Origin of the sequence: Jeotgalibacillus proteolyticus (assembly GCF_002926065.1) — a bacterium.
Classification (GTDB): Bacteria; Bacillota; Bacilli; order Bacillales; family Jeotgalibacillaceae; genus Jeotgalibacillus; species Jeotgalibacillus proteolyticus.
The window spans coordinates 222,515-238,761 of record NZ_PREZ01000004.1; the positions used below are offsets into that span (position 1 = coordinate 222,515).

Below are 16,247 nucleotides of genomic sequence, written 5' to 3' on the forward strand. Positions count from 1 at the left end.
TCAAATGGACTGAATGGGTAACCAGCTAAAAAAAGATGAAGACCCCATACCGGGAATCTTCATCTCAATTAAACTTTATATAGTTTGTGGAGGATTATTTTGCAGGCTTATTGTGCCGTTCCTCTAGTACATTCAGAACTTCAGAAAATGGAAGCTTTTGCTCCCGAAGCAGCACCATCGTGTGATAAAGCAGATCGGCTGTTTCCCATTTTAACTCTTCTGCATCACGATTTTTAGCGGCAATAATAACCTCAGATGCCTCTTCGCCAACCTTTTTCAAGATCTTATCGACGCCTTCTTCGAATAAATACGTCGTGTAGGCACCCTCGGGACGTTCTTCATCCCGTTCTGCGATCAGCCTTTCGAGCTTTGATAAAATGGAACCCGGCTGTTCTGCTGCGGCCGCTTCATCATTTTGAAAAAACGTTTCATAAAAGCACGAGCGCTCGCCTGTATGACAGGCCGGACCATTCGGCAGGACACGCACGACAAGAGCATCCTGATCACAATCAAGCTTCATTTCAACGATTCGCTGCGTATTCCCGCTTGTTTCTCCCTTATGCCAAAGCTCGTTACGGGAACGGCTCCAAAACCAGGTTTCTTTTGTTTCGACTGATTTTTGAACGGATTCTTCATTCATATAAGCAACCGTCAATACTTCTCCTGTGTCTGCATCCTGAACAACAGCTGGAATTAAGCCGTTTTGGTCAAAGCGAATGCGCGTAATATCATCCTTCATCGAACATTCACTCCTTCTTCTCTTAGGTGCTGTTTTACTTCTGCAATGCTCGTTTCTTTATAGTGAAAAATGGAAGCGGCCAGTGCAGCATCTGCCTTCCCGTCTTTAAATACCTCGGTAAAATCCTCTGACCGGCCGGCACCTCCACTTGCAATAACCGGAACAGTCACCGCTTCGCTGACAGCTTTTGTGAGGGCGAGATTAAACCCATGCTTTTCGCCATCACTGTCCATACTTGTAAGCAGGATTTCTCCAGCACCGAGGTCAACCGCTTCTTTTGCCCATGCTACCGCTTCTTTATCAAGCGGATTACGGCCGCCGTGCGTATAAACTCTCCAGCTTCCGAGCTCTTCATCCCACTTGGCATCAATTGCTACAACGATACACTGGGACCCGAAGTAATCTGCCCCTGCTGTAATCAGATGCGGGTCAAGAAGGGCTGAGGTATTTAGGGAAACTTTATCTGCCCCCGCCCGAAGCAGCCGCTTCATATCTTCAAGTGTCTTGATGCCGCCGCCGACTGTGAACGGAATCGCAAGCTGTGAAGCTACGTCTCTGACAACGTCCACCATCGTTTCACGGCCTTCATGTGAAGCGGAAATATCAAGAAAAACGAGCTCGTCTGCCCCCTGCTCGTCATAGGCCTTTGCAAGCTCGACAGGATCTCCTGCATCACGGAGCTCCAGAAATTGAATTCCCTTCACAACCCGTCCTTCTTTTACGTCCAGGCAGGGAATAATCCGTTTTGTCAGCATTACGAGACCTCCTCCACCGCTTCTTTCACAGTAAATTTATTCGTATAGATTGCTTTTCCTACAATCGCTCCTGCTACCCCGCTGCCGGAAACTGCCTGAAGAATTCGCAGGTCTTCAAGCGAACTTACACCGCCTGAAGCAATAATCTCAGCTCCTGTTGCTTCCGCTAATTCAAGCACAGCATCAACATTTGGTCCGCCAAGCATTCCATCTGTGGCAATGTCTGTGAAAATGAAGGTTTTGGCACCGGCATCAGCGAGTTCCTGTCCAAGGTCCACTGCACGCAGTGTTGAGGTTTCAATCCAGCCATGCGTTGCCACAAAACCGTCTTTTGCATCCAGTCCAATTGCAATCCGGTCTCCGTATTTGCCAAGCCATTCTTTCACAAGCTCTTTATTCGTAACGGCAAGACTCCCGATAATGACCCGGTCGACTCCCTGATCAAGATAGTGAACAACATCCTCTTCCGTGCGGATGCCTCCTCCCACCTGAACCTTTGCAGGAAGTTCTTTAACAACCCGGAGCACAGATTCATCATTGATTCTTTTGCCGTTCTTCGCGCCGTCAAGGTCAACCATATGAATCCATTCTGCCCCTTCATCAACAAACTGTTTAGCCATATCAAATGGAGAATCCCCATAGATCGTTTCCTGGTTATAGTCTCCCTGGGTTAATCGTACACATTTCCCGTCTCTCATATCAATCGCCGGATAGATTGTGAAGCTCATTTAATCGCCTCCATCGTTTTTACATAGCGTGTATAGTTCCCTAATAGACTCATTCCTAAATCGCCGCTTTTTTCAGGGTGAAACTGCATCCCAAACACATTCTCTTTCCCAACAACTGCCGGAACCGTGCCAAAATAATCAGCAGAGGCAATTAAAGCCTCAGGGGACTCCCCTGAAATATAATACGAGTGCACAAAATATACATGGTCTCCTTCAACATCCTTTGTAAGAGGAGATTCCCGATGAAATTCAAGCTTGTTCCAGCCCATATGAGGAACCTTGTAGGCTTCACCTTTTTCATCTTTGCCATCAAAATGAACAGCTCTTCCTTTAAGGAGTCCGAGACCCGTATGAAGTCCGTTTTCTTCACTTTCTTCAAACAGTAATTGCATTCCAAGACAAATCCCTAATACCGGCTTGCCCTGCTTCGCCTGTTCAACAATAAAAGAAGCAAGACCGGTTTCATTCAGCAGCTTCATTGCATCGCGAAATGCCCCAACTCCAGGAAGGATCAGTGCCTCTGCATGGGCAAGCTGTTCTTTATTATCACTGACGATATAGGGAGCCTCAAGCCGTTCGAGCGCTTTACTGACACTGAACAAATTTCCCATGCCGTAGTCTACAATTCCGATCATTTACAACATCCCCTTCGTTGATGGCACTCCCTTGACACGCGGGTCGATGGTGGTTGCTTCATCCAGGGCTCTGCCAAGCGCCTTAAAGATGGCTTCAATCATATGGTGGGTGTTGTGGCCATAGTGAACAATAACATGAAGATTCATTCTTGCTTCAAGTGCCAGCTTCCAAAGAAATTCATGAACGAGCTCTACATCAAAGGTTCCTACCTGGTCTGTAGGAAATTCTGCTCTCATTTCAAGGTGCGGACGGTTGCTTAAATCCACTACCACTTGAGCTAATGCTTCATCCATCGGCACAAAGGAATTTCCATATCTGCGAATTCCCTTTTTATCCCCAAGCGATTCCAACAACGCCTGTCCAAGTACAATGCCAATATCTTCAGTTGTATGATGGTCATCAACTTCCGTATCACCTTTTGCATCAATGGTGACATCAAAATGACCATGCTTTGTGAAAAGGTCCAGCATATGGGTCATAAAAGGCACAGCTGTTTTAATAGCTGATTTTCCTTCTCCGTCGATCGAGAAGGATAGACTAATATCGGTCTCATTTGTTTTTCTATGAAATGATGCTTCTCTGTTGCCACTCATTTAGATGAACCTCCCTGGACGTAATCAATCATATTTTTTATTGGAGAAACGTGATTCAACTGCGCGTGCGTGGGCTTCGAGGCCCTCTAATCTTGCAAAGCGCGCAACCTTATCCGCATTTTCAATAAATGCTGCCTGACTATAGGCAATGATGCTGGATTTTTTCACAAAATCCTCCACAGATAACGGACTTGAAAAACGGGCAGTCCCGCTTGTTGGAAGCGTGTGGTTCGGTCCAGCAAAATAATCGCCGATTGGCTCTGAGCTGTAACGGCCTACAAAAATCGCCCCAGCATGACGGATTTTCCCTACAACCTCCATCGCATCCTCCATCTGTATTTCAAGATGTTCAGGTGCGATTCGATTAACTGCTTCAACCGCTTCATCAAGACTTTCTGCCACATAAATGGCACTATGCTCATTAATAGCTGTACTTGCCATTTCCTTGCGAGGGAGATCCTCCAGCTGGAACCCCACTTCGTTTGAAACAGCCTCAGCCAACTCCTTTGATGTCGTAACGAGATTAGCCTGCGACAGCTCTCCATGCTCAGCCTGTGACAGTAAATCAGCTGCTACTTCTCTTGCCACAGCTGTATGATCAGCGAGAACGGTAATATCGCTTGGCCCCGCAATCATATCAATATCCACCACACCGAATACCTCACGCTTAGCAAGAGCTACATACAGATTGCCGGGACCCGTAATTTTATCCACTCGTTCTATCGTTTCCGTTCCGTAAGCAAGAGCAGCGACAGCCTGGGCTCCGCCAATTTTATAAATTTCACGGACGCCTGCCAGACGCGCAGCAGCAAGCACCCCTCCTGGCACAAGACCATCCGGCCCGGGCGGTGTCACCATCACGACACGCTTAACCCCGGCGACTTTAGCAGGGATCGCATTCATTAAAACGGAGGATGGGTAGGCTGCTGTCCCGCCCGGTACGTAAATTCCGACCGCATCAAGAGGGGTAACCTTCTGTCCTAGTATTGTTCCGTTTTCCTGCGTGGTCATCCAGGATTGCTGTATTTGCCGCTCATGAAAAGCCGTTATATTCGCAGCGGCCTCATGCAGCACATTCCAGGTCTCTTCATCCACTTCACTGACCGCTTTATCCACTTCACCATCCGTAACTAAAAAGGCATCGAGCTCCGCTTGATCAAACATGGCTGTATATTTTTTTACAGCACGGTCTCCATTGCGGCGGACATCCTCTAGAATATCCTTAACTTTTTTCTTCTGTTCTTCATTCCCCTGATCCAGTGAAGGGCGAGGAATGGAATAGTCTGAGAGATATCGTATTTGCATAGTGGTTATTCCTTTCCCATTCGTGATAAAGGACTCGTGTTCCTGCTTTACGAGATAGAACCGGCAGAAATTATTTCATCCAGCCGATCAACCATTTCCTGAATTCTTCGATGCTTTATCCTGTAGCTTACCGGATTGACAATTAAACGGGAGGTAATATCAACAATCCGCTCATATTCCACTAAACCGTTATCTCTAAGTGTCTGTCCGGTAGAAACAATATCAACAATCCGGTCTGTCAGTCCGATGATCGGTGCAATTTCAATTGATCCGTTTAGTTTGATAATCTCTACCTGCTCCCCCTGCTCTCTAAAATAAGAGGAGGCAACGGCAGGATATTTGGTGGCAATTCTAGGTGCCACTTCATTCATGACTGTGTTCGGTAGACCTGCCACAGCCAGATAGCAATGGCTGATTTGAAGGTCCAGCAGCTCATAAACATTCCGCTCCTCTTCAAGCATGACATCTTTCCCGGCAATACCAAGATCAGCCACTCCATGCTCCACATATGTCGGTACATCCATCGGCTTCGCCAGGATAAATCTCAGCTTTTCCTCAGGCACTTCAATAATTAACTTTCTTGAATCCTCAAATTCAGGGGGCAGCTTATAGCCAGCCCGCTTGAGCATGACAACAGCTTCTTCAAAAATCCTGCCTTTTGGCATCGCGATCGTTAATTCCTTCATTCTCTCCCACCTGACTTTCCTGCTCTGCCCACAATCCAGTGAACCTCATGAAATTGGGCCGTGTATCGATCTACGTCACTAATCCCGGTTACATCCTGACTAATGACAGACTTTCCTTCCGTCCGGAGCTCGTTTGCAAGCGAGATCGCCTCAGACCGCCGTTCAGATGAAAATAAAATCAGCTCTGTCTCAGTTTTAGCTGCTTCAGGCGAAAGTGCTTCAATTAAATAATCGAGCCTGAACGCAAAGCCTGTAGCTGCAACCTCTGCACCGAATTTATGCAGCAAATGATTGTAGCGGCCGCCATTGCCGATTGAATATCCAACCCGGTCAGCATATACCTCAAAAACAACTCCGGTATAATAGCTCATATGGCTGACGAGTGATACGTCCATATTTATATATTCTTCATATCCATAGTCGTTTAAAATACCCATCAGCTCCTGAAGCTCTGTTAATGGCTTTTCTCCTCTTGCGCCTTCGATCAGCGATCTGGCATCAAGTATGGATTCCCCGTTTCCTCTAATTGAAAGCAGGCCCAGTAAACGCTGTTTATCGATTGAAGAGAGCGGAAGTGATTCCACATGCTTTCGAAAGCCTACATAGTTTTTATCATATAAGTACCGGCGAAGCTGCTCGGCGCGCTCTTCTGTGCCGACGATCTGCAAAAAGAGCTCCTGAACAAATTCCATATGGCCGATTGAAATAGTGAAATCCTTAAGACCTGCTTTAAGTAAAGAAGAGATTAACAGTGCGATAGTCTCAGCATCGGCACTAACAGTCCCATCTCCAATGAGCTCTACACCCATCTGCTCAAATTCAGCGGGTCTTCCTCCCTCACGCTGCTGTGCACGAAAGACATTTGCAGAGTAAGCAAGTCGAAGAGGGTTGCGGTCCTTTAACAGCTTTGAAGCTGCTACCCGTGCGATTGGAGCGGTCATATCTGGCCTTAGAACAAGAGATCGTCCCTGCTGGTCCAACAGCTTAAATACCTGCTGCTCCAGGATCGCTGAAGCCTCTCCCACTGTCTCGTTATACTCAAGCGTCGGTGTTTCTAAAAACTCATAGCCCCAGCCTGTCATCTCCTGCTCAACCAAGGATCGAATTTCTTTTTTCATCCTATATAGATGCGGGAAGGTATCTCTCATTCCCATGGGTTTTTCAAACATAAATAATTCAGACATACATGTGACATCCCTTTCTATTATGGGAGGTATTTTTTCTATCATCTCATACTTGTCATCTTACCCCTACCCCTAATGCATGAAACGGCAACGGGTTAGTGGTTAAAAACAAAATCCTTTAGTTCGCTAATGTGGTAGTAAAATAAAGATATAAAGTAGTGTACTAATTTTCAAAGATGACGTCAAGGGGGTAAGATTTAAATGTAAATGGAAAAAAAGAATAAAAAAGCACCCTCTAAAAATAGAGAGTGCTTCTTGTCATTTAGATTAAATATTCAATTTCTGAATCAGCCTTAAGCTCTTCAAGATGCTGCATGAGCTTCTCCTGCTGCTGTTGTTGTTCAAGAGATGATTTGATGTCTTCACGTACTTCCTCTAATGGAGGTACTTCCTGTCCGGTTTCTTCAGAAGATGCAGATGCCTGATCATAGTACTCTTGGATTTCTTCATCTGTTATTTCATCTACCGGTACAGCTTCATCAATATATTTTTCAATGATAATGGTGTCAGCAATTGATTCTTTTATGACTTCTTCCTCAAGTCCCTGTTCTTCAAGCAATTCATTGAATGCTTCTTCACCGCCATACTGCTCTTGAAAGGCAGTATATTCTTCATTTATTTCCTCTTCAGAAGCCGTGTGGTTTCCTTCATTTGCTTTTTGAACAAGGATGGCTTGATTAACCAATGTATCAAGTGTTTGTGTTTTTACTTGTTCAGCTGCTTCTTCACTTGTTGGGTCCTGACCCATTTGCTGCATTTGGAATTGAACCTGTCCAAGAGCACCATTATAGTCTTCACCGGTAATTTCTTCTTCATTTACTGTAGCAACAACTTCACCTTCTTCAACCTGCTGCTCGTCCAGTTTTGCCTGCATTTCTTCAGCCTGAGCCTGTTCTTCTTCGGTTGGCTCCTGTTGCTGAGCTGCTTCATCTTCTGGTGCATCATTTGCTTTATCTTCGTCATCGTTGCAAGCAGCCAAGCCCAAGGCTAATGCTCCTGCAGCGAAAGGAAGTAAAAACTTCTTTAAGTTCATAGTGAAACTCCTTTCGGATCATTCATTTTTCTTTTCTAAGCCTAGCTTGCATTGTAACGGAGATTTGCAAAAAGATAAACCCTTAAGGCTTAATAACATGGAAATGACATTAAATTGTCATGTGTAGGATGTGTTATTGTGTTTGTTTTAAACGTGTAAGTTTGAAATCTTCACAGGTTGAAGGTTATGAGTGAATGCCTTCCGCTCCAATCAACTGGTTTAATATTAAATAAAGAACTTGGTACGTTAGGTGTTATGAGTTAATACCTCTTAAAAATTGGTTGATTTCCGTTTCAGGGGGACGCTTTCCGCGGGACGGGGCTTGAGCTAACTTGCTGGCGCAAGTGGATCTCAAGCTCCCGTTTCATCCCGCAGGAGTCGCCCCCTTACACTTCAATCAACTGAGTTGATGATTAATAAAGAACTTGGTACGTTAAGTGTTATGACTGAATACCTTTTAAAAGTTGGCTGATTTACACTGGAGGCGGAGGCTTTCCGCGGGGTGGGAGCTGAGCTAACTTGCTTCGCAAGTGGATCTCAGCCTTCCCGCTTCATCCCGCTGGAGTCCCCGCCTTCCGCTCCAATCAACTGGTTTAATATTAAATAAAGAACTTGTTACGTTAAGTGTTATGAGTTAATACCTCTTAAAAATTGGTTGATTTCCGTTTCAGGGGGACGCTTTCCGCGGGACGGGGCTTGAGCTAACTTGCTGGCGCAAGTGGATCTCAAGCTCCCGTTTCATCCCGCAGGAGTCGCCCCCTTACACTTCAATCAACTGAGTTACTAATGAATAAAGAACTTCGAACTTTAAGTGTTATGGGTTTTCAATTTAAAAATTCTTTTGACCTTTCAAGCCTCCTAGATAGTAATTCTATTTTTAAGTTAACCTTTTTAAAAATTAGGTTGACTTAAAATCTTTTTGAGTTTTATAATCAATCTAGTACATAACGTTAAAGGAGACGGTTTTTTATGGTGAAATCACCTGTTCATGGAATGGTTCTTGCTTCTTTGTTTGCAGCTCTTATGGCAATTGGGGCTAATATTACTTCAATTGTTCCGATTATGGTAATTGGGAATATTCCTATTACGCTTCAAACCGTGGTTTGTATACTTGCGGGTCTTTTATTAGGAAAGAAATGGGGACCGATTGCGATGGTGATTTACGCATTGATCGGCCTTGCAGGAATGCCTGTTTTTGCGCAGTGGTCAGGCGGCATCAGAGTATTTGTTAGTCCTACTTTTGGGTTTATACTTTCTTATATTGCTACGGCCTGGGTTGCAGGGGTTATTACTGAGAAAAAGAAAACGTATCCTATTCTGCTTACCGCTGCAGTGATTGGAACTGTTGTCAATTATGTTCTTGGAACAAGCTGGCTGTATGCGGCGTATAAGATCTGGCTTTCTGCTCCAGAAGGTTTTTCTTACTGGATGGCATGGCTTTGGATGCTTCCATTTGTTCCAAAGGATTTAATTTTAGCGGTTGTTGCAGCGCTTGTTTCTCAAAAAGTCCTGCAAGCGTTCCCGCAAACCCGCACAAAAAAACCTTTCGTCGAAAACCGAAAGGCCATCTAATATAAAAGAACGGCATTCCTATCTAATAGGAGTGCCGTCTTTTTATTGTGGATCAATTTCCTTTGTATCTTCCTGCTGACCTGCCTCAGCCAGCCGGATAATCTGCATGGGATTTCCCCCTACAAAAGCTCCGGCAGGTACATCTTTATGGACCAGGGTACTTGCCGAGACGATCGCCCCGTCGCCAATTCGGACACCAGGCAGAATGGTTGTATTGGCTCCGATTAACACCTCATCACCAATTTCAACATTCCCCAGCCGGTATTCCTTTATCAGGTACTCATGTGCAAGAATCGTGGTGTTATAGCCTATCACACTATTTTTGCCAACCGATATTTTTTCAGGAAACATAACATCGATCATAACCATTAAGGCAAAGGAGGTCTGTTCGCCCACTTTCATCCCTAAAAACGTACTATACATCCAATTCTTCATTCCTAAAAAAGGAGTATATCTCGCAGTCTGAATAACGATAAAGTTTCGCATTACCTTCCAAAAAGGAATGGTTTTGTAGACATGCCATAAGGAGTTTGCGCCTTTTACAAAAAAGCGTTCTGTCCTTCTCATTTCTTAGGCTCCGAAATGATAGAGACGATATCCATCATGGAATCAAGAATCCAGTCGGGCTTATACTTCAGCAGATAGTCTCTGCCTTTCGCAGACCAGGCCACACCGGCTGTTTTTGTGCCTGCGTTTTGCCCTCCTACAATATCATGGTGGTTATCCCCTACCATGATTGTGTTTTCAGGAAGTGAGTTAAGCCGTTTAAGCGCAAGGAGCAGCGGCTCGGGATCCGGCTTTGCATTTTTCACATCATCCAACCCGACGACTACATCAAAATAATGATCAAGCTTCATCAGCTTTAATCCCTTAATGACGACATCATTCCGTTTAGTCGATACAATAGCCATCTTGATATTGCGCTCAGCAAGCTCTTTAACCGCTTCTTCCACCTTCGGAAAGCCGGTAACGAGTAGATCATGATTCTCAAGATTATAAGCGCGGTAAAAATCAACCATTTCATCTACCTTTGCGGGGTTGATTCGTTCAAATGACTCTACCAGCGGCGGTCCCATAAATTGAAGGACATCATTTCTCGTATACTGGGCTGGGAAGTAGTGGTCCATGACATGCATGAAGGAAGAAATAATTAATTCATTTGTATCAATTAATGTACCGTCTAAATCAAACAGTACCGTATCAATGGGTTTGCTCATAGCCAAGCTTCCTTTCTTTTACTGCGTCATTCCGCTTCCATACATAAGCAACCACCATCGTCAGGACGATCGCTGTTGAAATTCGAATTAAAAATAATGGCAGGATTGGAATGCCAAGCGGAATAAAAATTAACGTATCCTCTACGACAGCGTGACAGGCAACAAGAAAAATAAAGGCAAGTGTGGCATCCTTCCTGCTGACGCCATCTTCTTTTACTGCCTTAATCATGACCCCGGCGCCATAAGCAAGTCCAATCGTTAAACCTGCTACAAGTGTCATCGACGTATTTTCTTTCATACCAAGCCCTCTTGTTACAGGGGCCATCCATTTAGAAAACAGCTCAAGCCATTTCAAATCTCTCATAATTTGAATGACCACCATTAATGGAATGACAATGATCGCAAGCTGCAGGACACCAAATGCGGCTTTTTCCATCGCAACAAGTAAAATAGATCCCCAACCGGCAACTGCTTCAGGCTGCTGAGGAACCATGCCATACTGAGCCATTTCCTGACCGCCGCTCCACACTAAATTAATAATGATAGCTGATACAGCAGCCAGTCCTAAACGCACCAGCAGCACGACCCAAAGCTTAACGCCTACTTTTAATGCAACGCCGGTTTCAACGAGCAGATTATGAGAAAAGGACAGCATGACTGCCAGAATAAAAACTTCCTTGACCGTCAGATCCAGGGACAGAATACCCGCTATCCCTGCATAGAGGTTTAAAAAGTTACCCAGTACAAGCGGCACAGCAGCCTCTCCGCTTAAACCAAACAGCCCCATGAAAGGAGCGATCATACGCGTAATCCATGGCAGTACTGGTGTGTATTGAAGAAGGACGACAATAAAAGTGACGGGAAAAATAATTTTCCCGAGCGTCCATGTGGTTTGAAGGCCTGACTTCAGGCCGTCAATAAAGGTTTGTTTCGTCAAACTAATCCCCACCTAGTTATTTCGTTTATCCGCGTACCGTGTCTTGTTTCCTTTCATTCGTCGATAAATAATTATCGCAACTGCTCCTGCGATTAGGGCAAAGGATAGAGCCTGGGCCACACGGATCGTCTCAGTCAGCATTAAGCTGTCCGTTCTTAGTCCCTCGACAAACGCGCGTCCAATGGAATACCAAATGACGTAAGTTAAGAAAATCTCTCCGCGTCTTGGATTCACCTTGCGCAGCACGAGTAATAAAATGAGTCCTGCAAGATTCCAAAGGGACTCATATAAAAATGTAGGATGATAATACGCAAATGTACCGTTAATCTCGATATACATTTGATCAATGACCCAATCCGGAATATACAAACCTTCTAAAAAGGATCTCGTGACTTCTCCTCCGTGAGCTTCCTGGTTAATAAAGTTGCCCCATCGGCCTACCATTTGACCAAGAATGATGCTCGGTGCAGCGATGTCAACAATTTTCCAGACGTCGAGCTTTTTAAGTCTGCTGTAAACCACTGCCGTCGTTACAGAACCGATTAAGGCTCCATGTATCGCAATTCCCCCGTTCCAGATCTGAATAATAGCGCCTGGATTTTGAGAATAGTAATCCCATTGAAAAATAACATAATAAATTCTGGCCGAAATAATAGCAATCGGCACCGCCCATATGAGCAGGTCTGCAAATAAATCCTTAGGCATTCCAAGCCGGTCCGCTTCGCGGTTAGCAAGGATATACCCGACAATGATCCCCATACCAATAATCAGCCCGTACCAGGCAACATTAATGGGTCCAAGACTGATGGCGATTGGATCAATCGGTTGAACTGTTCCTAACATTCTCTTTCTCCTTTCGACCGAAGCCTATTAAATATCGTCATGTTCCCCGTCAACAATTACATCCGCAAGTCGGTTTGAAAATTGCTCAGCAGCGTTAACACCCATCCGTTTTAAACGGAAGTTCATAGCTGCCACCTCAATAATAACTGCCAGGTTACGCCCGGGGCGTACAGGCAATGTGATTTTTGTGATTTCTGTATCGATAATTTTCATCTTTTCTTCATCAAGACCTAAACGGTCATACTGCTTTGACTTATCCCAGATCTCAAGGTCGATTACCAGAGTCAGGCGTTTATTGCTGCGAACTGCCCCTGCACCGAACAGCGTCATCACATTAATGATGCCGAGTCCTCTGATTTCCAGAAGATGCTCAATTAATTCAGGAGAGGTTCCAATTAACGTATCAGTATCTTCCTGACGGATCTCAACACTGTCATCAGCTACTAGCCGGTGGCCGCGCTTAACCAGTTCAAGTGCAGTTTCACTTTTACCGACTCCGCTTTTCCCTGTAATCAGTACCCCAACCCCATAAATATCAACTAAAACACCATGAAGGGCTGTAGATGGAGCAAGCTTGCTCTCCAAAAAATTGGTCAGACGGCTTGAAAAACGAGTTGTTTTTACAGGCGTCCTCATAACAGGAACCTGGGTGCGGCGCGAAGCTTCTATTAACTCAGGGGGTACATCGCTATCCCGTGACAGGATAATACCTGGTGTGTTATCTGTACAGAGCTGAGCCATCCGGTCTTCTTTCTCATGCTTTGAAAGCAGCTCATAAAAAGACATTTCTGTCCGTCCCAAAAGCTGAATACGTTCTGCCGGGTAATAACTGAAATACCCTGCCATTTCAAGACCCGGCCGGGAAATATCACTCATGGTAATCGGGCGGTGGATCCCCTCTTCCCCACTGACGAGTTCTAGCTTAAATTGATCAATAATATCTTTAGTCGTAACCTTTGCCATGATTAAACCTCCCACAAAAATCCATTATGTAACGGCTAGCTTAATTCCGTACTTTCTATTGTATCACTTTGGAAAATGATTCACTATATGAGATCGCTGAAAGAATGACACCAGGGTGTCCATTCCCTTTGCTATATGCAATATACATTATAAAAGGGGGAATTTATATGACATTAATTGCTATTGATGCAGGACATGGGTATGAAACGCCGGGTAAAAGAAGTCCTGATGGCATGCGGGAATATGCGTTTAACAGGGCAGTGGCAGCTGAATGCATAAAACAGCTCGAAAAAGCCTCTCTCAAAACACTAAAAACTCATCACGATACAATTGATGTATCTTTAAAAAATCGAACGGATAAAGCAAATCAGGCAGGTGCTGATTTTTTCATCTCTATTCATGCCAATGCGTTTGGAAACGGAGGCTGGAATGAGGTAAGCGGAATTGAAACGTATATCCATTCAACGAAAGGAAACAATGCCCTTACACTTGCTAAGCAAATACAGACGTCTCTTATCCAGGGAACCGGACGGAAGGACAGAGGGGTAAAGAAAGAAAATTTCCATGTCCTGAGGGAATCTTCCATGCCGGCTGTTCTGATCGAATGCGGATTTATGACTAATCGCGAGGAAAAAGCTTTGCTTGCTTCAACCGACTATCGGGTAAAATGCGGAGAATTAATTGCCGGGGCGATCATTTCTTACTTTAAAGGATCCGAGGCAACCTCTGCATCTAAAAAAACTGGCAATGCATTGTACCGGGTACAGGCAGGTGCTTTCTCAACCCAGGCAGGCGCTGCTGTTCTAGCCGCTAAATTAAAGAAAGCTGGATTTGATGCTTTTATTACGGAGTCTAAATAATGATCAACAAAAAACGGGTGCAAAATCAATAAGATTTTGCACCCGTTTTTTTATTCTTCTGCCGTCTCCCCATTTGAAGAAAACCTCATCTTTAACCCTACAGCAATTGCGCCTAATGCGATTAGGGCACCGATAATGCCTGTCCCAAAGAAAAAGATATATAGGATCCATTTAAAAAACCCCATCATCTCAACACCAATTATGTAGAAGCCTAAAAATGAAAATAATACACTAATACCTAAAAAGGTGGCACCAATGGCGCTTAGTCCAAACCAGGTCGTGCGATTAATAAGTGTTTCCATGTCTTCACCTTCTTCTTTGTATTTTCCTTAAATGCCTTATGTATGTCTATACCATTATGGCCCATTTTAAAAACATATTAGGACATTAAAACTGAACAAGTCAAATTTCGCCTTACGAACAGCACGTTACTGCCTTGACCATATCTCGCTCATCGATTAGAACATCTCCATTTTTATTAATAATAAATTTAATATTTGCGTCTGAGAGTCTTTCAACTGCAGAATCAATTGTTTCCTGGGAACTGATTGAGGATTGAACCCATACAGCATCATAGGTTTTGGATTTAAACTGACACCCCGCAACGGCTAGTAAAAGGGTTAATATCAAGAACACAGCTTTTAGATTCATTTTTTAATTTCCCCGTCCCTTTACTTTGCATACATTTTTTCGGTAAATCTCCACTTAAGTATATCAAAAATGAAGAGAGTGCAGATAAAGTTGGGGGACTTCATCAGCACTCTCTTATTTGGGTGAAACCGGTCATCATTTTATAGTTTATTCTTATATAACTGATTTATTCCTCTGAATTTGACTCAGTGGAATGATCATTTGATTGATATGGTTTTACACTAACTGCACCTGTTTTTGCATCTGCGAATAAATAAAGCTTGGAGCCATCATTTTTCTCACGGGTAAAATGAAGCTTTCTTTGCATAAGCTCTTCCCGTTCCTCCACATGATCCATTTCCCGGTGGTTAATGTCAAACCGGCCAAAATTAGATTTTAGGGTTCCATCAAGATTTGCTGCTTCAGGCACAAATATGTTAATGGTACCTGCGAGTGTTTTTGCTTCGATTTTTCTGGCCGAGTTACTGGAGGTTTTACAAATCACATTGCCGTTAAGTGACTGAACGTCCATCTCATCGATTGCACCTTCCACAGAAACTTTGCCGTTAACCGATTCTGCATCGATCAGATCAGCACGGGTATTTGATACATCAATGCCTCCGTTTGCTGTCTCGAGCTCAGCACGTTCCATGAGCATATTTGAAAGCTCAATTTTTCCGTTCGCTGTTTTTACTTTGAGTTTATTCACGTTAGCAGATTCGCCTTGGAATTTCCCATTAAATAAACGAACATCCCAACGGTCATAGCTGTTTCTAGGGACAAAAATAACAGTATCGATCTTAATCATCTTGAGGTCGGATAAGAATCGGAGCTTTTTGTACTGAATTGCAAACACAACTGCTTCCTGAAGCTGTTTTCTTGCTTTAATCTCATCCTCAGAACGGTAGACTTTAACGTCGCATTCTGCTTTTACATAGTTTTCATCCCATGGACGAATTGATACTTTTCCGTTGGCTACACTGATTTCAATATCATGAATATCATCAGCATTTTGCACTTCATACGTATGCTTAAACTCTAATGAAGGACCTATATTAAACTCAAGGTCCATACCCTTGACCTTTTCAAACGCATTTTGCACAAAGTCCATGATCCGATCAGCTGGCTGTCCACCTGGTTTCTTTTTTGAATCTGTCTGGAAAAACTCATCCAAATTAAAAGGAAAATCTTTTTTCCAGGAATGTGTTTCACCCTGTCCTGACTGATCAGCTGTCTTGTCAGTTGAATGACTGCTTGTTGATTGACTGCTTGTATGAGAATGAGAATGGGTGCTTTCAGACTGAGAGGCTTTTTGACCCGGTTCCTTCTCTAAAGCTTCCAGCAGCGTTAATGCTTCGGTGGCTGTAATGGTTCCTTTTTCAACCATATTCAAAATTCGCTTGCGTTCGTTTTCCATTATATTTGACACGCTCCTTCTATCGAAATAGTTATTTCAATTCTTTTGAACGTTCTTAAAAGGTAATACGGGGAAAAACTTAAAAAGTTTCACGCGGGAGTATTATCCCCGTTTTTTTCACTTTCCTTACACTGTTATCTATAGCATAT

The 16,247-nt window shown here is 43.9% G+C and carries 19 protein-coding genes; 2 read left to right on the forward strand and 17 right to left on the reverse strand.

What is annotated here, in order from left to right:
• Positions 1-94: 94 nt before the first annotated feature.
• The 9 genes from hisIE to C4B60_RS11485 all read right to left on the reverse strand — a co-directional run bounded on the left by hisIE (position 95) and on the right by C4B60_RS11485 (position 7,659).
• Positions 95-739 carry a bifunctional phosphoribosyl-AMP cyclohydrolase/phosphoribosyl-ATP diphosphatase HisIE gene (gene hisIE, locus C4B60_RS11445; RefSeq protein WP_104058141.1) on the reverse strand — a complete coding sequence of 215 codons (645 nt, stop codon included), beginning with the start codon at positions 737-739 and terminating at the stop codon, positions 95-97.
• Positions 736-1,494, reverse strand: coding sequence for an imidazole glycerol phosphate synthase subunit HisF (gene hisF, locus C4B60_RS11450; protein ID WP_104058142.1), 759 nt, complete (start codon positions 1,492-1,494; stop codon positions 736-738). Before hisF ends, hisIE begins: the two co-directional genes overlap by 4 nt.
• A complete protein-coding gene (gene hisA / locus C4B60_RS11455) occupies positions 1,494-2,222 on the reverse strand; it encodes a 1-(5-phosphoribosyl)-5-[(5-phosphoribosylamino)methylideneamino]imidazole-4-carboxamide isomerase (RefSeq protein WP_104058143.1) in 729 nt (242 codons plus the stop codon). The genes hisF and hisA overlap by 1 nt, the downstream gene beginning before the upstream one ends.
• Positions 2,219-2,857 carry an imidazole glycerol phosphate synthase subunit HisH gene (gene hisH / locus C4B60_RS11460; protein WP_104058144.1) on the reverse strand — a complete coding sequence of 213 codons (639 nt, stop codon included), beginning with the start codon at positions 2,855-2,857 and terminating at the stop codon, positions 2,219-2,221. Before hisH ends, hisA begins: the two co-directional genes overlap by 4 nt.
• Positions 2,858-3,451, reverse strand: coding sequence for an imidazoleglycerol-phosphate dehydratase HisB (hisB, locus tag C4B60_RS11465; RefSeq protein WP_104058145.1), 594 nt, complete (start codon positions 3,449-3,451; stop codon positions 2,858-2,860).
• Positions 3,452-3,475: 24 nt separating this feature from the next.
• The gene (hisD, locus tag C4B60_RS11470) at positions 3,476-4,756 is read right to left on the reverse strand and encodes a histidinol dehydrogenase (protein WP_104058146.1); all 1,281 of its coding nucleotides are present in this window, start codon (positions 4,754-4,756) and stop codon (positions 3,476-3,478) included.
• A 47-nt stretch (positions 4,757-4,803) separates the two neighbouring features.
• Entirely contained in the window at positions 4,804-5,442 is a 639-nt protein-coding gene (gene hisG / locus C4B60_RS11475) for an ATP phosphoribosyltransferase (protein WP_104058147.1), read from the reverse strand.
• Positions 5,439-6,626 (reverse strand): ATP phosphoribosyltransferase regulatory subunit, encoded by a 1,188-nt coding sequence (locus C4B60_RS11480; protein ID WP_104058148.1) that lies wholly within the window; start codon positions 6,624-6,626, stop codon positions 5,439-5,441. The genes hisG and C4B60_RS11480 overlap by 4 nt, the downstream gene beginning before the upstream one ends.
• A gap of 262 nt (positions 6,627-6,888) precedes the next feature.
• Positions 6,889-7,659 carry a SurA N-terminal domain-containing protein gene (locus C4B60_RS11485; protein WP_104058149.1) on the reverse strand — a complete coding sequence of 257 codons (771 nt, stop codon included), beginning with the start codon at positions 7,657-7,659 and terminating at the stop codon, positions 6,889-6,891.
• 969 nt (positions 7,660-8,628) lie between these two features.
• Between C4B60_RS11485 and C4B60_RS11490 the strand changes: the two genes are divergently transcribed.
• Positions 8,629-9,231, forward strand: a complete 603-nt coding sequence (locus C4B60_RS11490) for a biotin transporter BioY (RefSeq protein ID WP_104058150.1) — start codon at positions 8,629-8,631, stop codon at positions 9,229-9,231.
• 42 nt (positions 9,232-9,273) lie between these two features.
• Here the strand turns inward: C4B60_RS11490 and C4B60_RS11495 are convergent, their stop codons facing one another.
• The 5 genes from C4B60_RS11495 to hprK are packed head-to-tail and all read right to left on the reverse strand — an operon-like array spanning position 9,274 to position 13,191.
• Entirely contained in the window at positions 9,274-9,798 is a 525-nt protein-coding gene (locus tag C4B60_RS11495) for an acyltransferase (RefSeq protein ID WP_104058151.1), read from the reverse strand.
• A complete protein-coding gene (ppaX, locus tag C4B60_RS11500; protein WP_104058152.1) occupies positions 9,795-10,448 on the reverse strand; it encodes a pyrophosphatase PpaX in 654 nt (217 codons plus the stop codon). The genes C4B60_RS11495 and ppaX overlap by 4 nt, the downstream gene beginning before the upstream one ends.
• Complete coding sequence (locus tag C4B60_RS11505) at positions 10,432-11,385, reverse strand: nucleoside recognition domain-containing protein (protein ID WP_104058153.1); 954 nt, start codon at positions 11,383-11,385, stop codon at positions 10,432-10,434. Before C4B60_RS11505 ends, ppaX begins: the two co-directional genes overlap by 17 nt.
• 12 nt (positions 11,386-11,397) lie before the next feature.
• Entirely contained in the window at positions 11,398-12,228 is an 831-nt protein-coding gene (gene lgt / locus C4B60_RS11510; RefSeq protein WP_104058154.1) for a prolipoprotein diacylglyceryl transferase, read from the reverse strand.
• Between the two features lie 27 nt (positions 12,229-12,255).
• On the reverse strand, positions 12,256-13,191 hold the full coding sequence (gene hprK, locus C4B60_RS11515) for an HPr(Ser) kinase/phosphatase (RefSeq protein WP_104058155.1): 936 nt from the start codon (positions 13,189-13,191) through the stop codon (positions 12,256-12,258).
• A gap of 167 nt (positions 13,192-13,358) precedes the next feature.
• Between hprK and C4B60_RS11520 the strand changes: the two genes are divergently transcribed.
• Entirely contained in the window at positions 13,359-14,051 is a 693-nt protein-coding gene (locus C4B60_RS11520; RefSeq protein ID WP_104058156.1) for an N-acetylmuramoyl-L-alanine amidase, read from the forward strand.
• Positions 14,052-14,101: 50 nt separating this feature from the next.
• Here the strand turns inward: C4B60_RS11520 and C4B60_RS11525 are convergent, their stop codons facing one another.
• The 3 genes from C4B60_RS11525 to C4B60_RS11535 all read right to left on the reverse strand — a co-directional run bounded on the left by C4B60_RS11525 (position 14,102) and on the right by C4B60_RS11535 (position 16,110).
• Positions 14,102-14,353, reverse strand: a complete 252-nt coding sequence (locus tag C4B60_RS11525; protein WP_104058157.1) for a hypothetical protein — start codon at positions 14,351-14,353, stop codon at positions 14,102-14,104.
• A gap of 112 nt (positions 14,354-14,465) precedes the next feature.
• Complete coding sequence (locus C4B60_RS11530; protein ID WP_104058158.1) at positions 14,466-14,702, reverse strand: hypothetical protein; 237 nt, start codon at positions 14,700-14,702, stop codon at positions 14,466-14,468.
• 166 nt (positions 14,703-14,868) lie between these two features.
• Entirely contained in the window at positions 14,869-16,110 is a 1,242-nt protein-coding gene (locus C4B60_RS11535) for a DUF4097 family beta strand repeat-containing protein (RefSeq protein WP_135122113.1), read from the reverse strand.
• Between the last annotated feature and the right edge of the window lie 137 nt (positions 16,111-16,247).